This is a genomic window from Microvirga tunisiensis, from assembly GCF_009296175.1.
In the GTDB taxonomy this organism is placed as follows: Bacteria; Pseudomonadota; Alphaproteobacteria; order Rhizobiales; family Beijerinckiaceae; genus Microvirga; species Microvirga tunisiensis.
Map to the genome: position 1 here is coordinate 14,598 of NZ_VOSK01000045.1, position 21,803 is coordinate 36,400.

At 63.2% G+C, this 21,803-nt stretch carries 17 protein-coding genes; 10 read left to right on the forward strand and 7 right to left on the reverse strand.

The features are described from left to right. The first annotated feature begins 9 nt into the window (after positions 1 to 9). The 6 genes from FS320_RS13950 to FS320_RS13975 all read left to right on the forward strand — a co-directional run bounded on the left by FS320_RS13950 (position 10) and on the right by FS320_RS13975 (position 8,957). Complete coding sequence (locus tag FS320_RS13950; RefSeq protein ID WP_152712477.1) at positions 10 to 1,950, forward strand: glycosyltransferase; 1,941 nt, start codon at positions 10 to 12, stop codon at positions 1,948 to 1,950. Between the two features lie 31 nt (positions 1,951 to 1,981). After that, complete coding sequence (locus tag FS320_RS13955; protein WP_152712478.1) at positions 1,982 to 3,847, forward strand: ABC transporter ATP-binding protein; 1,866 nt, start codon at positions 1,982 to 1,984, stop codon at positions 3,845 to 3,847. Next, the gene (locus FS320_RS13960) at positions 3,847 to 5,760 is read left to right on the forward strand and encodes an ABC transporter substrate-binding protein (protein ID WP_152712479.1); all 1,914 of its coding nucleotides are present in this window, start codon (positions 3,847 to 3,849) and stop codon (positions 5,758 to 5,760) included. Before FS320_RS13955 ends, FS320_RS13960 begins: the two co-directional genes overlap by 1 nt. After that, positions 5,757 to 6,776 carry an ABC transporter permease gene (locus FS320_RS13965; protein ID WP_152712480.1) on the forward strand — a complete coding sequence of 340 codons (1,020 nt, stop codon included), beginning with the start codon at positions 5,757 to 5,759 and terminating at the stop codon, positions 6,774 to 6,776. The genes FS320_RS13960 and FS320_RS13965 overlap by 4 nt, the downstream gene beginning before the upstream one ends. Further along, the gene (locus tag FS320_RS13970) at positions 6,773 to 7,936 is read left to right on the forward strand and encodes an ABC transporter permease (RefSeq protein WP_152712481.1); all 1,164 of its coding nucleotides are present in this window, start codon (positions 6,773 to 6,775) and stop codon (positions 7,934 to 7,936) included. The genes FS320_RS13965 and FS320_RS13970 overlap by 4 nt, the downstream gene beginning before the upstream one ends. A gap of 73 nt (positions 7,937 to 8,009) precedes the next feature. Further along, positions 8,010 to 8,957 (forward strand): acetamidase/formamidase family protein, encoded by a 948-nt coding sequence (locus FS320_RS13975; RefSeq protein WP_162002983.1) that lies wholly within the window; start codon positions 8,010 to 8,012, stop codon positions 8,955 to 8,957. On the opposite strand, the gene FS320_RS13980 is transcribed toward FS320_RS13975, so the two are convergent. Together FS320_RS13980 and FS320_RS13985 are read right to left on the reverse strand one after the other, a co-directional pair. Continuing rightward, positions 8,954 to 10,207: a DUF763 domain-containing protein gene (locus FS320_RS13980; RefSeq protein WP_152712482.1), complete on the reverse strand. Its 1,254-nt coding sequence runs from the start codon at positions 10,205 to 10,207 to the stop codon at positions 8,954 to 8,956. The two genes, FS320_RS13975 and FS320_RS13980, sit on opposite strands and share 4 nt — an antisense overlap. Before the next feature lie 198 nt (positions 10,208 to 10,405). Continuing rightward, a complete protein-coding gene (locus FS320_RS13985) occupies positions 10,406 to 11,887 on the reverse strand; it encodes a DEAD/DEAH box helicase (RefSeq protein ID WP_152712483.1) in 1,482 nt (493 codons plus the stop codon). Between the two features lie 271 nt (positions 11,888 to 12,158). On the opposite strand from FS320_RS13985, the gene FS320_RS13990 reads away from it, so the two are divergent. The 3 genes from FS320_RS13990 (at position 12,159) to glpK (ending at position 16,595) form a co-directional block, all read left to right on the forward strand. Next, positions 12,159 to 13,361: an MFS transporter gene (locus FS320_RS13990; protein WP_152712484.1), complete on the forward strand. Its 1,203-nt coding sequence runs from the start codon at positions 12,159 to 12,161 to the stop codon at positions 13,359 to 13,361. A 202-nt stretch (positions 13,362 to 13,563) separates the two neighbouring features. Next, positions 13,564 to 15,084: a glycerol-3-phosphate dehydrogenase gene (locus tag FS320_RS13995; protein ID WP_162002984.1), complete on the forward strand. Its 1,521-nt coding sequence runs from the start codon at positions 13,564 to 13,566 to the stop codon at positions 15,082 to 15,084. Positions 15,085 to 15,098: 14 nt separating this feature from the next. Beyond that, positions 15,099 to 16,595 carry a glycerol kinase GlpK gene (gene glpK, locus FS320_RS14000; RefSeq protein WP_152712486.1) on the forward strand — a complete coding sequence of 499 codons (1,497 nt, stop codon included), beginning with the start codon at positions 15,099 to 15,101 and terminating at the stop codon, positions 16,593 to 16,595. A gap of 54 nt (positions 16,596 to 16,649) precedes the next feature. Here glpK and FS320_RS14005 read toward each other — a convergent pair whose 3' ends face one another. Further along, entirely contained in the window at positions 16,650 to 17,075 is a 426-nt protein-coding gene (locus tag FS320_RS14005) for an HIT family protein (RefSeq protein WP_152712487.1), read from the reverse strand. Between the two features lie 441 nt (positions 17,076 to 17,516). On the opposite strand from FS320_RS14005, the gene FS320_RS14010 reads away from it, so the two are divergent. Next, positions 17,517 to 17,711 carry a con-10 family general stress protein gene (locus FS320_RS14010; protein WP_152712488.1) on the forward strand — a complete coding sequence of 65 codons (195 nt, stop codon included), beginning with the start codon at positions 17,517 to 17,519 and terminating at the stop codon, positions 17,709 to 17,711. 80 nt (positions 17,712 to 17,791) lie between these two features. Here FS320_RS14010 and FS320_RS14015 read toward each other — a convergent pair whose 3' ends face one another. The 4 genes from FS320_RS14015 to FS320_RS14030 form a co-directional block, all read right to left on the reverse strand. After that, positions 17,792 to 18,694: a DMT family transporter gene (locus tag FS320_RS14015; protein WP_338105341.1), complete on the reverse strand. Its 903-nt coding sequence runs from the start codon at positions 18,692 to 18,694 to the stop codon at positions 17,792 to 17,794. Between the two features lie 144 nt (positions 18,695 to 18,838). Continuing rightward, entirely contained in the window at positions 18,839 to 19,387 is a 549-nt protein-coding gene (locus tag FS320_RS14020; RefSeq protein WP_192926287.1) for a hypothetical protein, read from the reverse strand. A 553-nt stretch (positions 19,388 to 19,940) separates the two neighbouring features. After that, positions 19,941 to 20,669: a PRC-barrel domain-containing protein gene (locus tag FS320_RS14025; protein WP_152712490.1), complete on the reverse strand. Its 729-nt coding sequence runs from the start codon at positions 20,667 to 20,669 to the stop codon at positions 19,941 to 19,943. 400 nt (positions 20,670 to 21,069) lie between these two features. After that, positions 21,070 to 21,585, reverse strand: coding sequence for a hypothetical protein (locus FS320_RS14030; RefSeq protein WP_152712491.1), 516 nt, complete (start codon positions 21,583 to 21,585; stop codon positions 21,070 to 21,072). Between the last annotated feature and the right edge of the window lie 218 nt (positions 21,586 to 21,803).

Consider the following 21,803-nt stretch of genomic DNA (forward strand, 5'->3'; position numbering starts at 1 on the left):
AGCGGGAGAATGAGCTTGCGCGTTCTGATCGCCGTCACGCATCTCTTGGGAGCAGGCCACCTGACGAGGGCGGCCGCCCTGGCGCGGGCTTTCGCGCGGAAGGGGCATGAGACGACTCTGGTGTCGGGCGGAAGCCCTGCCCGCCTAGCCGATCTGGAGACCGTCACCTTCGTTCAGCTGCCGCCCGTGCGAACCGTCAGGACGAATTTCAAGACGCTGCTCGGTGAAGACCTCGAACCCGTCGATGCGGCCTATCTCGAAAGGCGCCGCACCCATCTGCTCGACACCTTGAAAACCGTCCGGCCCGACATTCTCATCACCGAGCTGTTTCCTTTCGGTCGCCGGGTTCTGGCGGATGAGTTCTCGGCCCTGCTCGATGCCGCGCGCGGCTCGAATCCACGCCCGCTGGTTCTGTGCTCGATCCGGGACATCCTGGTGCCCTCCTCCAAGGCGTCCCGGATCGCGGAAACGCATGAGCGGGTGTTGCGCGACTACGATGCCGTTCTCGTTCACGGCGATCCGGCGCTGGTGCCGCTCGAGGCCTCCTGGCCGTCGGACGAGCGGATCGCGCCGCTCGTCCGCTACACCGGCTATGTGGACGAGAATGAGGGACCTGCCCCGGCATCTCGAAGACATGGAATCGTGGTCTCCGGCGGATCGAGCGCGGCGAGCCTGCCGCTCTACCGTGCGGCCATTGCGGCGTCACGGGAGATCGCCGACCGGCCCTGGCGCATTCTGATCGGCCGGGGGGTCGCGGAACCGGACTTCCTCGGCGTCTGGGAGAGCGCTCCGCCTCATGTCGTCGTTGAGCGGGCGAGGCCCGATTTCCGTGCCCTGCTCGCCGGGGCCGAACTCTCCGTGAGCCAGGCCGGGTACAACACGACCGTCGACCTCCTGCGCAGCGGGGTCAGATCGGTTCTCGTCCCCTTCGAGGTGGACCATGAGACGGAGCAGCGCCTGCGCGCCGAGCGCCTGACGGCACTGGGGCTTGCCGACATCCTGCCCGAGGCAGACCTGTCGCCGCAGAACCTGGCGGACGCGATCCGGCACGGCCTGACCCGGGCGCCCTCCCCGTCTCCATCCCTATCCATCGACGGAGCCCGGCGGAGCGTTGCCGTGGCCGAAAGCCTCGTGCGTTCGAGATCCGCTCTTCACCGGGCCATCGACTGGTCGCCCCTGGATCGGGCACTGGACCGGGCCAAGGATGGAGGCTGCCCCATCCGCTTCTGGTGGCGGGACGACGACGCGGTGGCCGAGACGCCCCAGCTCGACCGGCTTCTCGGTCTTGCCCGCCGCTACGAAGCCGGAATTGGCCTGGCGGTCATTCCTGAAGGCATCGAAGCCTCGCTCTCGGCGCGTCTGGCCGAGGAGCCGAATGCCGTCGCCCTCGTCCATGGCTGGCGCCATGCCAATCATGCCCCTAGCGACGACAAGAAGGCGGAATTCGGCGCTCATCGCCCCTTGGACCTCGTGGCAGCGGAAGCGGAACAGGCTCTGCACCGGGCGCGGGAGCGCCTCGGATCGAGGCTCCTGCCGATCTTCGTGCCGCCCTGGAACCGGATTTCCCCGGAACTCGTCCCTCACCTGCCGCGCTTGGGATTTCGGGGATTATCCACCTTCACGGACCGGAAGGCTGTCCACCCCGTAATGGGACTTGTGCAGATCAACACCCATGTGGATCCCATCGATTGGCACGGGACGAGAAGCCTGATCGACCCGGCATCGATCGTCGCCAGCCTCGCCCGTGCGACCGAGCGGCGCGTGGCCGGCCATGCGGATCGCGACGAGCCGATCGGGTTCCTGACGCATCATCTCGTTCATGACGACGTCATCTGGTCGTTATGCGAAAGGCTTATCGCCCACCTCGCCGCCAGAGGCATACGTTTCCTGTGCCTTGATGAGTGTTTCGGCATGGAAACAAGATCACATTTGAGATCTAATGAGATTTGATGCGTTATGCTCATAGTCTCTGGAGGAGCATATGGAAGCGCCACTCCTGTCGGTTCGCCAACTGACAGTTGATTTCAACACCGATGCCGGAAATTTCCGGGCTGTCGACGGTCTGACGCTCGATATTCCCAAGGGGAAGACGGTGGCGCTCGTCGGCGAGTCCGGATCCGGCAAATCGGTGACGGCGCAAGCCATCCTCCAGATCCTGTCGAAGAAAGCCAAGATCACGAGCGGCTCCATCGTGTTCGACGACCCCACGACCGGCGAAGCGGTCGACATCGCGGCGCTCCAGCCCGAGAGCGACGCCATGCATGCCCTGCGCGGCGGGCGCATCGCCATGATCTTTCAGGAGCCGATGACATCCCTGTCCCCGCTGCACACCATCGGCGACCAGATTTCCGAGGCGCTGATGATCCATACGCAAGTGGATCAGGCCAAGGCGAACCAGAGCACCATGGAGGTGCTGGCACGGGTCGGCTTCCCCGATCCGAAGCGAGCCCTGACGACCTATCCGTTCGAGCTCTCCGGAGGATTGCGTCAGCGCGCCATGATCGCCATGGCGCTCATCACCCGCCCGGCTCTTCTGATCGCGGACGAGCCCACGACGGCGCTCGACGTGACCACGCAGGCGCAGATCCTGGATCTCATCAAGGAGCTTCAGGTCGAGACCGGCATGTCGGTGCTTCTCATCACCCACGACCTCGGCGTCGTCGCCAATGTGGCCGACGAGGTGGTGGTGATGTATCGCGGGAGGATCATGGAGGCCGGCTCCCGGGAGAACATCTTCCGCAACGCGCAACACGCCTATCTCCAGGCGCTCATGCGCGCCGTCCCGCGCTTTGCCATGGGGGAGAACGAGCGCCTGACCCCGATCCGCGAGGTGACGAGTGCAACCCTCGCATCGGTCAACGCGCCCGAGCGCGTTCAGCCCAAAGGTCCCATCCTGAAGGCCGAGCACCTCACCAAATGCTTCACGCTCCGGTCGGGCTGGTTCTCCGGCAAGACCCAGGAGATCCGTGCCGTCAGCGAGGTCGATCTGGCCCTTCCCGCCGGCAAGACGCTGGGGCTCGTAGGCGAATCCGGCTGCGGCAAGACCACCGTGTCCAAGATGATCATGCGCGCGCTTAACCCCAATTCGGGCCGCGTGCTGTTCGACGACGGCACGGGGCCGAAGGACGTGCACAAGCTGGAAGGGGATGCACTGACCGCCTATCGCCGGTCGGTGCAATTCATCTTTCAGGATCCGTTCTCGTCCCTCAATCCGCGCATGACGGTCTACGAGCTTCTGACCGAGCCCCTGCGCATCCACGACATCGGCACCTCGGACGAGCGCTATGAGCGCGTGAAGCAGCTCCTCGACATGGTAGGACTCGATCAGCGATTCCTCAGGCGCTATCCGCATTCCTTCTCCGGCGGCCAGCGCCAGCGCCTCGGCATCGCGCGAGCGCTGGCCCTCGAGCCGCGCGTGCTGCTCTGCGACGAGCCGGTCTCCGCGCTGGATGTGTCGGTGCAGGCGCAGGTGCTCAACCTGCTCAAGGACCTGCAATCCGCCCTCGGATTGTCCTATCTCTTCGTCTCCCACAACCTCGCGGTCGTGGACTATATCGCCGATACCATCGCGGTCATGTGCCGGGGCTATATCGTCGAGGAAGCACCGAAATCCTCTCTCTTCCGCAACCCGGTGCATCCCTATACGCAGGCACTTCTCGCCGCCGTGCCGGATCCTGACATTGACCGGCCGCTGGATTTCGCCAAACTGCGAACCGGCCGCTTCTCGCAACCGTCGGAATGGCCCGAGCCCTTCCGCATCAAGCCCGGCGAGTTCGGCCTGATGAAAGAGATCGAACCTGGCCACAAGGTTCGTGTGGGGCACCTGACAGCCCAGGAGGCTGCGTGATGTTGCTCAAAACCCGAACACGATCGCTCGTCCTCGCCGCCGCCCTCGGCTTGCTGGCCCTGCCCGCTCCGGCGCAGGACTTCAAGGACGCGCCTTTCTTTGCCGATCAGGTGAAGGACAAGAAGCTGCCGCCCCTCGCGGAGCGGATTCCGAAAGCGCCCATCGTGGTCGATGCGGCGGGTCAGTACGGCGGCGATATCGTCACCCTGGTGCCGCGGCCGCGCGACATCCGTTACATCTCGACATTCACCTATACGCGGCTCGTCGGCTACGACAGAAACCTGCAGCTTCAGCCCGATCTCCTGGAAAAGCTCGAGAACGAGGACGACCGGGTCTTCACATTCACCCTTCGCCCCGGCCATCGCTGGTCGGACGGCTCTCCCTTCACGACAGAGGATTTCCGCTACTATTGGGAGGATGTGGCGCAGAACGCGGATCTCTCGCCGGCCGGGCCGCCCGAGTTCATGATGGTGGACGGCAAGCCCCCACGTTTCGAGATCCTCGATGAGCGGACATTGCGCTTCACCTGGGACAAGCCCAACCCCCGCTTCCTGCCGCAATTGGCCGGCGCGCTCGATCCCGGCATCTACCGGGCTTCCGCCTATCTCAAGCAGTTCCACGCCAAATATGCGGATAAAGCCGCCCTCGACGAAAAGGCCAAGCAGCAGAAGCTGAAATCCTGGGCCGCCTTGCACAACCGCCTGGACGACATGAAGGAGCAGACCAACCCTGCCCTCCCCACGCTCATGCCCTGGCGCGTCGTCACGGCGGCGCCGGCCAACCGCTTCATTTTCGAGCGCAACCCCTACTACCACCGGATCGACCGACAAGGGCAGCAGCTGCCTTACGTCGACCGGCTCATCATGGACGTGTCGGCGAGCGGCCTCTTCGCGGCGAAAGCCAATGCGGGAGAGCTCGACCTCCTGTTCCGCGGCCTCTCCATGAGCGACATCCCGGTTCTCAAGGAGGGCGAGAAGGCGAAGGGCTACACGACCCTGCTCTGGCCCTATGCGCGCGGCACCGAGCTTGCGCTTTATCCCAACCTCAACACCGTGGATCCGGTCTGGCGCCAACTCAACCGGGACATCCGCTTCCGTCGCGCCCTGTCGCTCGGCATCGACCGCAAGACCTTGAACAACGCACTGCTCTTCGGGCTCGGCACGGAGGGCAACAACACCATCGTGGCGGAAAGCCCGCTCTTCTCGCAGGACCTCCGCACGACCAATGCCGATTATAATCCAGGCGAGGCTTCACGACTGCTCGACGAGATCGGCCTGACGAAGCGCAACGGCGCCGGCATCCGCCTGCTTCCCGACGGACGCGAACTCGAGATCATCGTCGAAACCGACGGTGAGAGCAGCCTCGTGGTCGACGGCCTGACCCTGATCGGGGAATTCTGGCGCGAGATCGGCGTAAGGCTCTTCGTGAAGCCGCAGGACCGTACGGTTTTGCGCAACCGATCCTATGCAGGGTTGACGGTCATGGTGGCGGCCCCCGGTCTCGACAATGCGATCCCCACCGTCATCATGCCGCCGACAGAACTCGCCCCCATGCGCCAGGACAATTACACCTGGCCCAAATGGGGTCAGTTCGTGGAGACTAAAGGCAAGAACGGGGAACAGGTCGACATTCCCGAAGCCCAGCGCCTTCTCGATCTCTACACGACGTGGATGAACACCGGAAACCGGGACGTCCAGAGAGACGCATGGAACGAGATGCTGCGCAACCATGCCGAAAATCAATGGTCCATCGGCACCATCTCCGGCGCGCTGCAGCCCATCGTCATGCGCAACGGTTTGCAGGGGCTTCCCGCCAAGGCGCTCTACAGCTGGGAGCCGACGGCCATGATCGGCATCTATCGCCCGGATGAAATCTTCTGGAACAAAGCCGCCGGCAAAGAGGCCCGTCGATGATCCGTTTCCTGTTGCGTCGCTTCGTCACCATGGCGGTGACCTTGTTGATCATTTCGGCCTTGGTCTTCTTCATCATCAAGCTGCCGCCGGGCGACTTTCTGTCCAATCAGATTGCCGAACTGAGGGCGCAGGGCGAATCCGCCTCCATTGCGAAGGCGGAGTTTCTCATCATGCAGTACGGCCTCGATAAACCCGCCTGGCAGCAATACCTGGTGTGGCTCGGCGTCATGCCCGGACCGAACGGATTCTCCGGCCTGCTGCAGGGCGATTGGGGATGGTCGTTCGAATACGACAAGCCTGTCGTGGACGTGATCGGCGATGCCTTGTGGCTGACGCTTCTCGTCAACCTCGCGGTGGTGATCTTCATCCATGTCATCTCGATCCCCATCGCGATCTATTCGGCGACGCGGCAATATTCCATCGGCGACTACGTCGCCACCTTCATCGGCTATATCGGGCTTGCGACTCCGAGCTTCCTGCTCGCGCTGATCCTGCTCTATTACATGAACCGGTGGTTCGGAGTTTCCATCGGCGGCCTCTACGATGCGCAATATGCGGGCGAGCCCTGGACCTGGGCCAAGACGCAATCCCTGCTCTCGCATCTCCTGGTCCCGACTGTCGTGATCGGCCTCGGCGGCACGGCGGCCATGATCCGGCGCATGCGCGCGAACCTGCTCGACGAGCTCGGCAAGCAATATTACGTGACGGCGAAGGCCAAGGGCCTGGGACCCACCAAGGCCCTGCTGAAATATCCCTTCCGCATGTCGCTCAATCCGTTCATCGCCGATATCGGCAACCTGCTGCCGCATCTCGTATCCGGCTCGGTTCTCGTCTCGCTGGTGTTGAGCCTGCCGACGGTCGGGCCGATTCTCCTGAGTGCGCTGAAAAGCCAGGACCAGTTCCTGGCCGGCTTCATCCTCATGTTCGTCGCCGTGCTCACGGTCGTCGGCATGCTGATTTCCGATCTCCTGCTGGCCGGGCTCGATCCGCGGATCCGGATGGGAGGCGGGCGATGAACACGGCTCTCACGTCCAAGGGTCATTACGTCGACCCGGCGCCCTTCGATCCCGGCAAGACCGAGCCCGTGGGCGCCGAGAGCGAGAGCTTCTATCGCGCCTCGTCCTGGCAGCTGATGTGGTGGAAGTTCCGTCGCCATAAAGTGGCGGTGGCGGCGGCCTTCGTGCTGCTCGCCTTCTACGCTCTCGTGCCCTTCGTCGAGGTGATCGCGCCCTACAACCAGACCAAGCGCCATGGCGACTTTCTCTATGCCCCGCCGCAGGGCGTTCATCTGATGCACGAGGGCCGCCTCATCGGGCCCTTCACCTATCCCTACACCTACAGCTTCGACCTGGAGAGCTTCCGGCGCGTCTACACGGTCGATACCTCGAAGCCTCAGCCGATCCGCTTCCTGTGCCGGGGCGATGCCTACCAGTTCTGGGGCATGTGGGAGATGGACTTCCATCTCGTCTGTCCTCCGGAAGGCGGCACCATGTTCCTGCTCGGCACCGACCGTCTCGGGCGCGATCTGCTCTCGCGCATCATCTATGGCGCGCGGATCTCGCTCACCATCGGCATCGTCGGCATCGCCGTGTCCTTCACCCTCGGCCTCTTCTTCGGCGGCCTCGCCGGCTATCTCGGCGGGTGGGTCGATCACGTGATCCAGCGCATGATCGAGATCCTGCGCTCGCTTCCGGAGCTGCCTCTTTGGCTGGCGCTGTCCGCCGCCCTCCCGGCGAACTGGAGCCCGATCCTCGTGTTCTTCGGCATCACGATCATCCTCGGCCTTCTCGACTGGCCGGGCCTGGCGCGCGCCGTGCGCTCGAAGCTGCTCTCGCTGCGCGAGGAGGATTTCGTGAAGGCGGCTGAGCTGATGGGCGCCTCCAAGCAACGCATCATCGCGCGCCACCTCATCCCGAACTTCATGAGCCACCTGATCGCCTCGGCAACGCTCTCGATCCCCTCCATGATCCTCGGCGAAACGGCCCTCTCCTTCCTAGGGTTGGGTCTGCGCCCACCGGTGACGAGCTGGGGCGTTCTGCTCAACGAGGCGCAGAACCTCGCGGCCGTGCAGCTTCACCCGTGGCTGCTCTTCCCGATGGTCCCGGTGGTGATCGTGGTGCTGGCCTTCAACTTCATGGGCGACGGGCTCAGAGACGCGGCTGATCCCTACCATTAGACAGAACGTCAGTTGTCCTAAAGGAAAGGGAATGCGAGACATCCTGAAGCAATAGCGATGACAGAGGTGTTTCGTGGCCGATTACCGGATTGATGCTTCCCCGGAGAGCGTTCACTGGGGTTATTTCGACGCGGGTCTCTCCCCGCTCCTCACCGTCGATTCCGGCGACACGGTCACGATCTCGACCATCTCCGGCGGTCCAGAGGTGATGCCGAAGCCGCCCTTCGCGATCCCTGAGGCTTTGTCGACCCTCCACGCCACGCAACGCCCCAAATTGCCCGGCCATATCTGCACCGGGCCTGTCGAGGTGCGGGGTGCCAAGGCCGGTCATGTTCTCGAAGTGCGCATCAAGGGTATCGAGCTGCACTACGATTGGGGCTTCACCTATGTGGCGCCGCTCAAAGGCGCCCTGCCTGACGATTTCGACGAAATGCATCTCATGCACATTCCGCTCGACCGCGAGCGGATGACCGGTCGTATGCGGTGGGGACTCGAGTTGCCCTTGAAGCCGTTCTTCGGCGTCATGGCGGTCGCGCCGCCCGCGTCCTGGGGGGCGCTCAGCACGCTGCCGCCGCGCCGCAACGGCGGCAATCTCGACAACAAGGAGCTCGTGGCGGGAACGACCCTCTACCTGCCGATCCATGTGGACGGCGCCCTGTTCTCCGTCGGCGACGGGCATGGGGTTCAGGGCGACGGAGAGGTCTGCGTGACGGCCATCGAAACCGGTCTGATCGGCACGTTCGAGCTCCATCTGCGCGAGAACATGCGGCTGACATGGCCCCTGGCCGAGACGCCGACGCACATCATGACCATGGCTTTCGATCCGGATCTCGACGATTGCGTCGTCATCGCGCTTCGCGACATGATTCACCTGATCGTCGCCCGCACCGGCATCACCAAGGCGGAGGCCTATGCCCTGTGCAGCCTCGCGGCGGATCTGCGGATCACGCAGGTCGTGAACGGCAACAAGGGCGTCCACGTGATGCTGGACAAGAGCCTGCTGCAGAAGGCCCAGCGTTAAACCGTCCCATCCGGCGGCGGCTCGTCTCCGAAGATCGAGCGGCCGCCGTAGGAATGCGACTTCGCCCGCTCCTGCCGGATATGCTCCTCCACATCGGGTCCCGAGGCATGGCGCTCGAGCTGACGGGCCTGGTCATCGAGACGCTTGAGGGCGAAAAGCTCCTCCTGCTGCCCGAGCTTCGCCTTCTGGACGGCCGATTTCAGCACCCGGATCGTTTCGTCATAGACCCGCACCGGCACCGGATAGGGGTGCCGGTCCTTGCCGCCATGGGCGAAGGAGAAGCGGGCCGGGTCGCTGAAGCGGCATGGTGTGCCATGGACGACTTCCGCCACCATGGCGAGGGCCTGTACGGTCCGCGGTCCCACTCCGGGCGTCATCAGCAGATCGGGAAAATCCGCGGGCCCGCGGTCGGCCGCCGCCGCAAGGCTCCCGTGCAGGCGGCGCAGCACCACGTCCTTGGGCCGAACATCGTGATGCTCCGGCATCACCAGATGCGGCAGCAGGGGCTGCGGGTTCGCGGCAGGTGCCGCGTCCGCCTCGCGCTCTTCAAGCGCCAGAAACTTGCGGGCAACGCCATCGGGTCCGAGCGAACCGAGAACCTCGATCTGGGCCTTGCGCGAGGCCTCGGCCCGGCGGTCGGTGAGATTGACGATCATGCCCTGCCCTTTGCCGTCGATGGCCGTGTGCGGCTCGTCGACGAAGCTTTCGAGATCCTCGGACAGCCAATGGTAGCGGCGCGCCTGCCGGCGCCCGTCGTTCATTCCCTGCTGGACGACCGCCCATTTGCCGTCATCCGTGACGATGAAGCCATGGAGATAGAGGTCGAAGCCATCCTGGATGGCGGCGCTGTCGACCTTCGCCACCAGCCGGCTGGCACTCGCGAGTGCCGAACCGTCGAAGCCGACGCGCTCGCCGATGGAGACCAGTTCGTGCGGCGTCTGGCGCGAGTGCCGCCCGCGCCCGCCGCAGACATGGATTCCGAGTTCCTTCGAGAGCGGGGTCAGTCCGCGCTTGAGGGCACCGATGACACTGGTGGTGATGCCGGAGGAATGCCAGTCCATCCCCATCACGGCTCCGAACGACTGGAACCAGAAGCGGTGCGCGAGCCGACGCAGCAGCTCGTCCCGCCCATAGTGATGCACGATGGCCTCGCTCATCACGCCGCCGAGGCGGGTCATGCGATCGGCCAGCCATTTCGGCACATGGCCGCTATGCAGCGGCAGGTCGGCACTTCCGGCCCGTTTGGCCATTAGGCGGTGTCTCCTCGGAGCTTGGATGTTACAGCGGGTTCTATGCCAAATCTGGACTCGTTGGTCACATCCAGAGCCCTATCATTTGGTGACAAGTTAAGCGCGATGAGCCCTCCTCCCCACAAGGGGGAGGGAATTTCGTTGAGTCTCCCAACGAAAAAAGGCGCCCGGAGGCGCCTTTTAACTGTCTCGCCAGAGTTAGCGGCGGCGCGGGCTCTTTTCGAGCCAGGCCACCTGGGCCCCGTCTCCGCGGCGTCCTTCCGGACGGCCGGATGCGGGCTTCCCTTGAGCGGGCCGCTGTCCCTGTGCCGGGCGCTGGCCTTGTGCCGGCCTCTGCTGGTTGCCGGCGGGCTGGCCGCTCTGCGGCTGAGCGTTGCCGCCGGGCTTTCCGCCGCGACCGCGACGGCGCTTGGGGCCGCGATCGGCATTCGGATCGGCGCTGCGCGGCTGGCCGTGGCCCTGATGCCCGCGGGCATGGGGAGCCGGACGTCCGCGCAGCGGCTGTTCGCGGCGCTGATCGGAAGCCTCACCGGCCGCCGGAGCGGCAGGAAGGCCTTCGGGAAGCGGCATGACCGGCACCTTAAGGCGGGTCAGCTTCTCAATGTCCTTGAGGTAAGCCTTTTCCTCGTCGTTGCAGAACGAGATCGCGTGTCCGGTCGCCCCGGCACGGGCCGTGCGGCCGATGCGGTGGACGTAAGATTCCGGCACGTTCGGCAGGTCGTAGTTGATGACGTGGCTCACGCCCTCGACGTCGATGCCGCGCGCGGCGATATCGGTCGCCACCAGAACCCGGCACGAGCCGTCCCGGAACCCGGCAAGCGCACGCTCGCGCTGCGGCTGGGACTTGTTGCCGTGAATGGCCGCGCCTGCGGTGCCGGCCTTGTCGAGGCCGCGCACCACCTTGTCCGCGCCGTGCTTGGTGCGGGTGAAGACGAGGACGCGTTCGATCGACGGATCGCGCAGGAGCGTTTCGAGCAGGACCTGCTTGCGGCCGGTCTGCACGAAGATCACGCTCTGCTCGACGCGCTCGGCGGTGGTCGCCACCGGCGTGACGGCAACGTTGGCCGGATTGCGCAGGAAGGAATCGGCCAGCGTCGAGATCGTCTTCGGCATGGTGGCCGAGAAGAACAGGCTCTGGCGATCCTTCGGCAGCAGGGTCACGATGCGCTTGAGCGCATGGATGAAGCCGAGATCGAGCATCTGGTCGGCCTCGTCGAGGACGAGGATCTCGATCTCGCGCAGGCTCAGCGCCCTGCGGTCGATGAGGTCGATCAGGCGTCCGGGCGTGGCGACGAGAACGTCGACGCCATTCGCCAGCGCCTTCTCCTGGCGGGAGATGGTGACGCCGCCGAACACCACCTCGGTGGTGAGCCTGAGGTTACGGCCATAAGCGCGGAAGCTGTCAGCAATCTGGCTGGCGAGCTCACGGGTCGGGCTGAGCACGAGCACGCGGGGGCTCTTGGCCCGGCGCGGCTTCGGGTTCGCATTCAGGCGATGCAGGATCGGCAGCGCGAAGGCGGCCGTCTTGCCGGTGCCGGTCTGGGCGATGCCGCAGACGTCGCGGCCTTCCATGGCATAGGGAATGGTCTGGGCCTGGATCGGCGTGGGCTTCTCATAGCCCTCGGCAGTCAAGGCCTTCAGGATCGGCTGGGCCAATCCGAAATCGGTGAAGAGTGTCAAAGTGGATGTCTTTCGAACGGATGCGGTGAGCCGCAAAGCAGGTTCGGCTTGATAAAGCAAAGGCGCTTCAGGGCTCTTTAAGGCGAGAGCCCGCGTGATGGGGCCGTCGTATGATTGAGCGATTGAAGAAGGGAACCGGGGTCTTCGCCGTTTCGCGATTATCCGTCACGCAGTCCCGCTCAAGCTGCTCGATGATCGAGCGCCGTCGCCTGCTGTGCATATGGAGGCTAAAAACCTATCCGTCAACCTCAAGGCCTGACATAAAGCAAGAATGTCTCCCCCCGGCTCAATGCCCTGGCGCTTCGTCTCGGCCCTGTCGTTCACCCAGCTGATCTCCTACGGGACGCTCTTCTACGCCTTCGCGCTCCTGATCGAGCCCATGGAGCGGGAGCTGGGATGGTCGAAGACCGCCCTGACCGCCGCCTATTCCCTGGCCCTCGTCTCCTCCGCCTTCTTCGCATTTCCGGTCGGCCGGCTGATCGACCGGGGCTATGGCCGGGCCGTGATGACCGGCGGCTCCATCCTCGCCGCCCTGTTCCTCGCTCTTTGGGCATGGACGGACCATTACCTGCCTTTCGTGCTGATCTGGCTCGGCATCGGCGCGGCCATGAGCGCCGTGTTCTACGAGCCGGGCGTTGCGGTTCTGGCCTCCCGGCTCGGTCTTCTGACCCGTCGCGGGATCACCATCATGACCCTCGTCGGCGGGTTCGCCAGCACGGTCTTCATCCCCCTCACCCATGTGCTGATCGAGGCTTATGGCTGGCGCGGCGCGCTGCTCGTTCTGGCTGCCTTGAACCTGGCAATCTGCGCCGTGCTGCATGCGTCGAGCATCCCGGCCGCGCCAACTCGTCCCAAGCAGAGCGACGAAAGCCACATCGCCGCCCGACCTGCGTCCGATCCCCGCCGTGTGCTCAAGAAGCCGGCCTTCTGGCTGTTCGTCGTCACCAGCGTGCTCCAAGGGATCATCTCCACGGGGATCCCGGTCCATCTGATCCCGATCCTGCTCGAGAGGGGCTTCACCATCGATGCCGCCGTGGCGGCCTACACGGTGATCGGTCCGGCCCAGGTCGCCGCGCGGTTTATGACCGGATTCGGTGAGCGCGCCATGAGCCTGAGGGGGATCGGCGTCGCCACGATGGCCCTGAGCGTCCTTGCCTTCGCCCTCCTGCCTTTCGTCCCGGGCGGATCCTGGCTGATTTTGGGATTCGCAGGCCTCTATGGTGCGGCCAACGGAATGCTGACCATCGTGCGCGCCCTCCTGCCGCCGGAACTGTTCGGCCGGGAGGATTACGGGGCGATCCAGGGCATGATCGCCATGCCGGTCCGGATCGCCATGGCTGGCGCCCCCTTCGCCTTCGGCGCTCTCTGGGCCTCGCGGGGCAATTATGATGCCGTCGTGCTGCTGTGCTTGGGAATGGCCGTGTGCGCCTTCGGCGCTTTCATGTTAAACCTAGCCTTGGCAAAAGAGCCCTGATCCCCTCGAGAATTCACTTGCTTTTGCGCACGATGCGCAAAAATGGGCCGGTTTCCGCTCTGAACGATGCACAAGTTAGAAATGTTATCAGCGGATCGATTCCCAAAAGTGCATTCCACTTTGAGGTCCGATGCATTAGACGGCTAAGGAAATCATGTGCAGGGTTCCTGGGGGACCCGGGTTGCAAGGAAAGACGAGTCTCGTGACGACAGTGACTGATCTTCTGATCGTGGGCGGCGGCATCAACGGCGCGGGCATCGCGCGCGATGCGGTGGGCCGGGGCCTCTCGGTCGTGCTCTGCGAGCAGGGTGACCTGGCCGGCTACACCTCCTCCGCCTCCACGAAGCTGATTCATGGCGGCCTGCGCTACCTGGAATATTACGAGTTCCGGCTGGTGCGCGAGGCCCTGTTCGAACGCGAGCGCCTGCTGGAATCCGCTCCCCACATCATCTGGCCCCTGCGCTTCATCCTACCTCATGAGAAGGGTATCCGCCCGGCCTGGTTCGTACGCCTCGGGCTGTTCATGTACGACCACCTGGCCCCGCGGAAGAAGCTGCCGGGGACGGAGGCGATCAAGCTCACCCGGCACCCTGCCGGCCAGGCCCTCAAGCCCGGGTTCGACACCGCCTTCGTCTATTCCGACTGCTGGGTCGAGGACAGCCGCATGGTGGCCCTCAATGCTCTCGACGCCTTCGAGAAGGGCGCCGACATCCGGGTCCGCACCAAACTCGTTTCCGCCCGCCGCGAGGGCGATCTCTGGGTGGCGAGCCTCCAGGACGTGGAGTCGGGACAGACTGAGGAGGTCCGTGCGCGGGTCATCGTCAATGCCGGCGGTCCATTCGTGGCCGACGTGTTGAACTCCAAGCTCGGTCTCAACACCACCAAGAACGTGCGCCTGGTGAAGGGCAGCCACATCGTGGTGCCCCGGCTCTTCGACACCAAGGAAGCCTTCATTCTCCAGAACACGGACAAGCGGATCGTCTTCGCGATTCCGTACCAGGAGAAGTTCACCCTCATCGGCACCACGGACATCCCGGTCGAGTCGGTCCCCGACAAGAAGGTCGAGATCAGCCCGGATGAGATCCAGTATCTGTGCAACGTGGTGAACCACTTCTTCAAGCGCCAGGTCACGCCGGCGGAAGTGGTGTGGACCTATTCCGGCGTGCGCCCGCTCTTCGATGACGGCTCGAGCAACGCCTCCGCGGTGACCCGCGACTACGTGTTCGACATGGACGCGCCGCAGGGTCAGGCGCCGGTGCTATCGATCTTCGGCGGCAAGATCACCACCTTCCGCAAGCTCTCCGAGCACGCCCTCGAGGAGTTGAAGCCCTTCTTCCCCAGCATGAAGCCGTCCTGGACGGAGAAGGCGAAGATGCCGGGCGGCGACATGCCGGATGCGGATTTCGACCGCTTCTTCGCCACCGTGCGCCAGCGCTGGCCCTTCCTGCCCGAGCATCTCGCCCATCGCCTGGCGCGGGCCTACGGCACGCGGATGGAAGAGCTTCTGGGTTCCGCCACGTCGCTCGCCGATCTCGGCGAGGATTTCGGCGCCGGGCTGATGGCGGCGGAGGTCGATTACCTCGTGCGCCGCGAATGGGCGCGCACGGCCGAAGACATCCTCTGGCGCCGCTCGAAGCTCGGGCTGCATGTGCCGGTTGACGCTGCGGCCAAGATCGATGCCTATTTGGCCAAGAAGAAAGTGGCGTCCGTCGCCGCGCAGTAACATCGGGGAAGGATATGGCTCGCTACGTTGGTGCCATCGACCAGGGCACGACCAGCTCGCGCTTCATCGTGTTCGACAAGGCCGGAGCGATCGTTTCGGTCGGCCAGAAGGAACACGAACAGATCTATCCCAAGCCCGGCTACGTGGAGCACGACCCGCTTGAGATCTGGCGGAACACGCAGGAGGTGATTCAGCAGGCGCTGGCCAGGAAGGGCTTGAAAACCCAGGACCTCGCCGCCATCGGCATCACCAACCAGCGCGAGACGACGCTGATCTGGGACAGACGTACCGGCAAGCCTCTTCACAACGCCCTCGTGTGGCAGGACACCCGCGTCGATTCCATCGTCGAGGAGTTCGCACGGGACGGCGGTCATGATCGTCTCCGTGACAAGACCGGCCTGCCGCTGGCGAGCTATTTCTCGGGGCTGAAACTGCGCTGGCTTCTCGACAATGTCCCGGGCGCCCGGGACAAGGTCGAGGCCGGTGACGCGATGTTCGGCAATATCGACACCTGGCTGGTCTGGAACCTGACGGGCGGCGTCAACGGCGGCTGCCACATCACCGATGTGACCAATGCCAGCCGCACGCAGCTCATGAACCTCCAGAGCCTCGAATGGGACGAGGAGATCCTGAGGCTCTTCGACATCCCGAAGGCATGCCTGCCGCAGATCCGCTCGTCGAGCGAGGTCTATGGCGAAGCGACCGACGGCCTCGCGGGCGTTCCCATCGCGGGCATTCTCGGCGACCAGCAGGCGGCCCTCGTGGGGCAGGCCTGCTTCCAGCAGGGCGAGGCCAAGAACACCTATGGCACCGGCTGCTTCATGCTCATGAACACCGGCGAAACCCCCTACCCTTCGAAATGCGGCCTGCTCACCACCGTCGGGTACCGCTTCGGCCAGGGAAAGCCCGTCTATGCCCTGGAGGGCTCCATCGCGATTGCCGGCGCCCTCGTGCAATGGCTGCGGGACAATCTCGGACTGATCCAGAACAGCACCGAGATCGAAACCCTCGCCCGCGGCGTCGAGGACAATGGCGGCGTGACCATCGTGCCTGCCTTCTCGGGTCTCTACGCACCGCACTGGAACTCCCATGCCCGTGGCCTGATCGGTGGCCTGACGCGCTTCGCCGACAAGGGCCACATCGCCCGCGCGGCGCTCGAGGCCACCGCCTTCCAGACCCGCGAGGTGCTCGAGGCCATGACCAAGGATACCGATATCGCCGTCAAGGAGCTGCGCACGGATGGCGGCATGGTCGTCAACGAGCTGCTGATGCAGTTCCAGGCCGATATCCTGAACGTTCCCGTGGTGCGCCCCAAGGTCATCGAAACCACGGCTCTCGGGGCCGCCTATGCGGCCGGGCTGGCGACGGGCTTCTGGAGCGGAACGGACGAACTGGTGCGCAATTGGGCCGTCGACAAGCACTGGACACCGGCCATGGAGGCGTCTCGCCGCGAGCGGCTGAATGCCGTCTGGGACAAGGCGATCGCCCGCTCTCTCGATTGGGCGGACTGACGCGAAGAACAGGCGGCAGCAACGCGCATTCGGTGCTGCCGCGATCCTTTTCGATCATGCCGCCGGCAGAGCGGCGCGGATCTTCGAGGCTAAATCCTCCAGCACCTCAGGTTTTTCCATCTGACCCGTATGAGGCTTCAGCGCCACCCCTTCGAAGCGGGGGAGCACATGGAAGTGGATGTGGAAGACCACCTGCCCGCCTGCGCTCTCGTTGAATTGCTGGATCGTCAGGCCGTCGGCCGACAGCGCCTTCTTGGCGGCCTTCCCGACGATCTGAACCGCCTTCGCCAATTCGGCCAGATCGTCGGGCTCGACATCGAGGAGGTTGCGGGCCTTGGTTTTGGGAATGACAAGCACATGCCCGTCACCGCGCGGCATGACGTCCATGAAGGCGAGCACGCGATCCGTCTCGTAAACCTTTTGGCATGGAAGCTCACCGCGTAGGATCTTCGCGAACACGTTGTCGTCATCGTAGGTCATCCCGCCCTCTCTTCCTGAACCATCATCCTGAGCGCCCCGAAGGAACGCCTGCGCCACGTCTTTTATACCGTTCCAGGCGGACAATCATCTCTCCTGATCGGCGTCCGCGCCCGCAGCCAAGTCCCCTTGTCGAGAGTCATCCCCTGCCGACGTCGCAGCATTCCTGGCTCCTGATTTCAGACGACGAGAATAGCCGCCGATTTATTCGCAAATATAACCACCCTCCAACTTGCGATGATGCAAGTACCTTCTTGGTTCATATTCCCATGAACAAGATGTTGCCACGTTTATCCAGCTCAAACATTTGAGCCAAGCGTAACAATTCGCATCGAATGAATATTTTCATGGAATTTTTTTGCAAAGGTTCGCTCTTCCTCATCGGAACCATCGAATCCGAGAGCGGTTGAAGAAGCACGGACACGATTCGATAAGGAGGCATAAATGACGCCAGGTAGTTCGACCTCGAAGCGTGGCTTCGCGTCGATGGACTCTGACCGGCAGCGCGAAATTGCGAGCAAAGGGGGTAAGAGCGTTCCCGCCGAGAAGCGGTCTTTCTCTCAGGATCGCGAACTCGCCTCCGAAGCCGGCCGCAAAGGCGGTCAGGCCTCGGGCAACACGCGTGGCAACCAGGAATAATTCATTTCTGATGCATACGGGTTTGGGGGCCGCTGAGCGGCCCCTTTACTTTTGAATTCTACATAAAAGCTCGCGGCGCCTCATCCGGATGCTGCCGTCTTCATGATCTTCTTTTCCGAAAGGGATAGGGCCGTCGCGGCCAGCATGATTCCCATGCCAACACCTTCGGCCCAACCGAAGGGCTCATTCGCATAAACGACCCCGACGGCAACGGCGATGATCGGGCTGACGAAGGCATAAAGCCCCGCCCGAAAGGCGCCCCAGTCGCGCACGAGCCCAAGATAGATCCAGAACGCGATCAGCGACCCCCCAAATACCAGGATGCTCAGGCCGAAAATGGCTCTTGCGTCGAAAAGCCCGGCGAAATGCGCTGGATCGTATCCTTCGATGAGGAGGGAAACAGGGACGAGCGCAATTCCCCCGATGAGGCTCTGCCAGAAGGCGAGCACCAGGGGCGGCATGGACAGGGTCAGCGGTCGGCTGATCACCGAGCCCCAGGCATAGGACACGGTCCCGATGGCAACCGCGATAAGACCGAAGATCGGCATCGTGCCGCTCTGAGCCTCGCCCGTTCGACCGGAGAACAGAAGAACGAGCCCCAGGATCCCGAGCCCGATGGCGCCGATGCGCCGCATCGTGATCCGCTCCTGGCCGTAGAGGGCTCCAATGCCCACCAGGAAGATGGGCATCAACGACAGGTTCACGATCGCGGACAGCCCGCTCGGAGCTCTCGCGACACCCCAGAACAGGAAACTGTAGCAACCCGTGGTGATCAGGAGAGAGGCGACGACGATGCGGCCGAACTGGCTGGAGCGCAGGGACAGGCCTTGCGCCAAAGCGACCACAAGAAAGCAGGGTCCGGCAAGCAGAAAGCGCATCGCGGCGAGAAAGATCGGCGGGACGACCTCCGAGGCTACCTTCATCGGCAGCCACGTCAGTCCCCAGATGAGCGCCATCAGGGCGAAAGCTGCGATGCGACTCACGCTCTAGGCCCGAAGACGGTCATTCCGTTTTCCAATGATCGATTGCGACCGGCCCATCGTGCCAGCAGGGAGAGGGATTGAACAGCCGATTGCGCGGCTCTTCACAGGCAAGGCAAGGTTTTTTGAGCTCGACCGGGATCGAGCTTAGTTCCTGAAGTTGAACTCCGCCTTGCCCAAAGTGGCCTCAACGAGGACGGCTTCGGATGGTCCATAGCCCATCATAGCCCTGAAGTCGGGCAGGCTTGGAGGCCCGAACACAAGAGTCCCGATGTCCATCTGGCGGACGATTTCTCCGGCGAGTGTCACCACAACATCGAGCGACGCGATATCCAGGTATGCGGCTGCCTCGAGGGCGACGTCTGACGCGGTATTGTGCAGGGAACTCATCAACGCCAGCAGGCAGTACTCGTCCATGCTCCCGTGACGGGATCCGAGAGGCCGATGGGAAAACGGCCTGCCTCGCTGCCGGGTCAAAGCGAAAGCCAGCAGCAAGGCGTCCGACACGATGCCCTTGGCCGCTTCGGCTTGAGTATAGGATGCCAGCCCCTGCTCCGGCCCGTCGAGAAGAGCCAGATCGTATTGATCCTCGAGGCTGCTGAGCGACCGGAATACGTCGATGCCCCCCACCATGCTCGGATGAAACAGGAATGCGACAGATCCAGGAGTTGCCGAATGCAGGGACACTTCAACCATCTATAGACAAACCTTAGATACGCGGACTGCTTGCCGTCGGCACCACGTGGGGCAATGCCGGGACGAGCAGATGCCGTCTCAGCAACAGGGGGCAGGTCACCTCGTCCTGACTGCAAACGGGAATGATGCCGCTGAGCATGGAGGCCACAGACGGCCTGTCTCTCGGGGGGGAACTCGAAGCGAGCCGGGAAAACTCATCTGGAAGCTCTTCCTGGCAAAGCACCGCGTCCAGTTCATTCGTGGCTGTCATCGTCGCTCCCTCCGCATTGCGCTTGGAACGGCAACGTATGCGCCAATCCTCGGTTCCGTGCGGCAAGACGTCTGGCCCCTTTGCGGGCAGACGGGAAAGAATCTCGTATGGATTTCGGAACCGCCCCGATGGAACGGCGTTCGGATCTCAACCGGTCCGAATGCCCCCTTGGACTGGCACCTTCCAGGCGCAGCTGAATCAGCTGCGCCTTTTATTTTTGGTGATCCGATAGCGGCACCCTCCAAAACGAAACGGCGCCTGAGTTTCCCAGGCGCCGCCTCTCAGCAGGAACCGCTGTGCCGATTACTGCTTCGGCGCGGTCGTGGCGCCGGTCGTTCCGGTGGTCGAGTTGTTGGCGTTGTTGTCGCCGTCCTCATCGAATGCCGGGGCAGCCTGAAGTTCAGCCTTCGTCATACGAAGCATGACGCGCTCGGGCTGGTTCTGATTGCTCGAAGAGGTATTCGCCGCCGTGTTGGTCGAGCCCGCAGAGCCCGAGCCAGACGTGGCTGTATTGCCCGTCGTAGCCGTCGAGCCTGTGGTGTTCACGTTGTTATTGCCGCTTTTGCTGTTGTCCATCGCCTGGGCCTGCTGGCTGCTCATGAACTCCAGCGACTTGAACGGAACGGCCACATCCTTTTCGCCGATGCCAAGGAAACCGCCCACGCCGACGACAGCGGCCATGACTTGACCGTTGCGATCCACGATCACGTCATTAATGTCGCCGATCGACTCGTTGTTGGCGCTGACCACACGGGTGCCGATCAGATCAGAGGCCATGATCTGGTTCATTTCCATCTTGGTCATGAACTGGCCGGACGTGGCGCTGCTCTGGCCCATGGAAGCCGACGATTGACCCGCGGTGGATGAGCCGGAAGCGCCTGGCTGCATGGCCGGCGAACCTGTGGTGGTCGTGCCCGAGCCCGAAGCGGCCGGACGGTCAGTCGGGGCCGACGGAGACGAAGTCTGTGCGAGGGCGGGCGCAGCCGCGAAAGCCGTCACGACAAGGCAAGCTGCCATATGCTTCTTCAGCATTGTTTCTTTCTCCTGAGGATCCACTAAAAATCGCGTTGTGCACCGAAGTGCGCGGGAGTGTAACGCACAGCATCAGCGACCGTTCCGAATATCGACCCAATCAAGTCAATGTTATCCGGATCTATATTGTGGAACCTGGAAATGAATACTTGTTAATATTGTATGACAACAGATCGTCCGTGCCACCTGCCCGCCGACAAGCAGCAACAGTAACGCCAACATTGGCAACTACTTTTCAGACGAATGGTTCCAACCTCGAATCGCGGGACGATTTAGTCGGGTCCGGAACCCGGCGACCTCACATGATCGAATGTCGGATCAGATCGGCACCTGTATCGGAAGCCTGGAACGTCAGTTGGAATTGAGTCTGCCTTGATGGATGCAGCTTGCCGCCAGCTATTCAGGAAAGCGACTGCTCGAGAAGAGCCAGACAGAGGCTCGGCATCCGGTTGGCGCTCGCCTTGGCAAGAGGACTGACATCGCCCATGCAACCGACCGGATTGCGGCTCTTTGGCTTCTGTTCCTGCGGAGTTTCGTTGCCCTCTTTGCGGCGGGCGGGGTATTGTGCGACCGGGCCCTGCACCTCTTCCTTCAAGGTGACGACCGGCAGATCCGTATCTCGCGCGAAGGTCGTGACACCGGTGCGCGGATCCGACTTGTAGAGCACCTTTCCATCATGGTCCCGCAGGATTACCGCAGCATTGGCAACCCCGACGAGCTCCACGATCGATACCGTCATCGGGTTGCGCGCAGGAACTGGCGCGGCCACGCGATCACCTCTTGTCGACACAGAGTTTTCGAAGGGTAGCGACCCGGATTGAGCCAAGGGAGACATGTTGAAGGACGCAGGGGCGAAACTTCCGGCCACGAAGAAAGCCCCAGCCAGTCCGACCAAAGCTACAGGTGTACGGAACATCCCTCTCTCCTGCTATCTCAGCTCAACAATTCGGGGAAACAACGCGACCGTATCTTTGATGTTCCTGTCTCTCTGCGTAGGACCGACGAATAAAAAGATCTCATGGGCCAGTGACCGCCGGATTGGTGAGGTAAGGCGGTCACCTCACCCCGGAGGCCGCTCATGCTCTACTCGCCCTCAGCAGACGCTTCATTCTCGCACAGCACCCACACGATCTA

What these genes read in the sequence shown, in the direction of transcription:
- FS320_RS13950 (WP_152712477.1), top strand. Translation starts at nt 10, where the DNA reads ATGAGCTTGCGCGTTCTGATCGCCGTCACGCATCTCTTGGGAGCAGGC.
- FS320_RS13955 (WP_152712478.1), top strand. Translation starts at nt 1,982, where the DNA reads ATGGAAGCGCCACTCCTGTCGGTTCGCCAACTGACAGTTGATTTCAAC.
- FS320_RS13960 (WP_152712479.1), top strand. Translation starts at nt 3,847, where the DNA reads ATGTTGCTCAAAACCCGAACACGATCGCTCGTCCTCGCCGCCGCCCTC.
- FS320_RS13965 (WP_152712480.1), top strand. Translation starts at nt 5,757, where the DNA reads ATGATCCGTTTCCTGTTGCGTCGCTTCGTCACCATGGCGGTGACCTTG.
- FS320_RS13970 (WP_152712481.1), top strand. Translation starts at nt 6,773, where the DNA reads ATGAACACGGCTCTCACGTCCAAGGGTCATTACGTCGACCCGGCGCCC.
- FS320_RS13980 (WP_152712482.1), bottom strand. Translation starts at nt 10,207, where the DNA reads ATGGCCAAACGGGCCGGAAGTGCCGACCTGCCGCTGCATAGCGGCCAT.
- FS320_RS13990 (WP_152712484.1), top strand. Translation starts at nt 12,159, where the DNA reads ATGTCTCCCCCCGGCTCAATGCCCTGGCGCTTCGTCTCGGCCCTGTCG.
- glpK (WP_152712486.1), top strand. Translation starts at nt 15,099, where the DNA reads ATGGCTCGCTACGTTGGTGCCATCGACCAGGGCACGACCAGCTCGCGC.
- FS320_RS14005 (WP_152712487.1), bottom strand. Translation starts at nt 17,075, where the DNA reads ATGACCTACGATGACGACAACGTGTTCGCGAAGATCCTACGCGGTGAG.
- FS320_RS14010 (WP_152712488.1), top strand. Translation starts at nt 17,517, where the DNA reads ATGACGCCAGGTAGTTCGACCTCGAAGCGTGGCTTCGCGTCGATGGAC.
- FS320_RS14020 (WP_192926287.1), bottom strand. Translation starts at nt 19,387, where the DNA reads ATGGTTGAAGTGTCCCTGCATTCGGCAACTCCTGGATCTGTCGCATTC.
- FS320_RS14025 (WP_152712490.1), bottom strand. Translation starts at nt 20,669, where the DNA reads ATGCTGAAGAAGCATATGGCAGCTTGCCTTGTCGTGACGGCTTTCGCG.
- FS320_RS14030 (WP_152712491.1), bottom strand. Translation starts at nt 21,585, where the DNA reads ATGTTCCGTACACCTGTAGCTTTGGTCGGACTGGCTGGGGCTTTCTTC.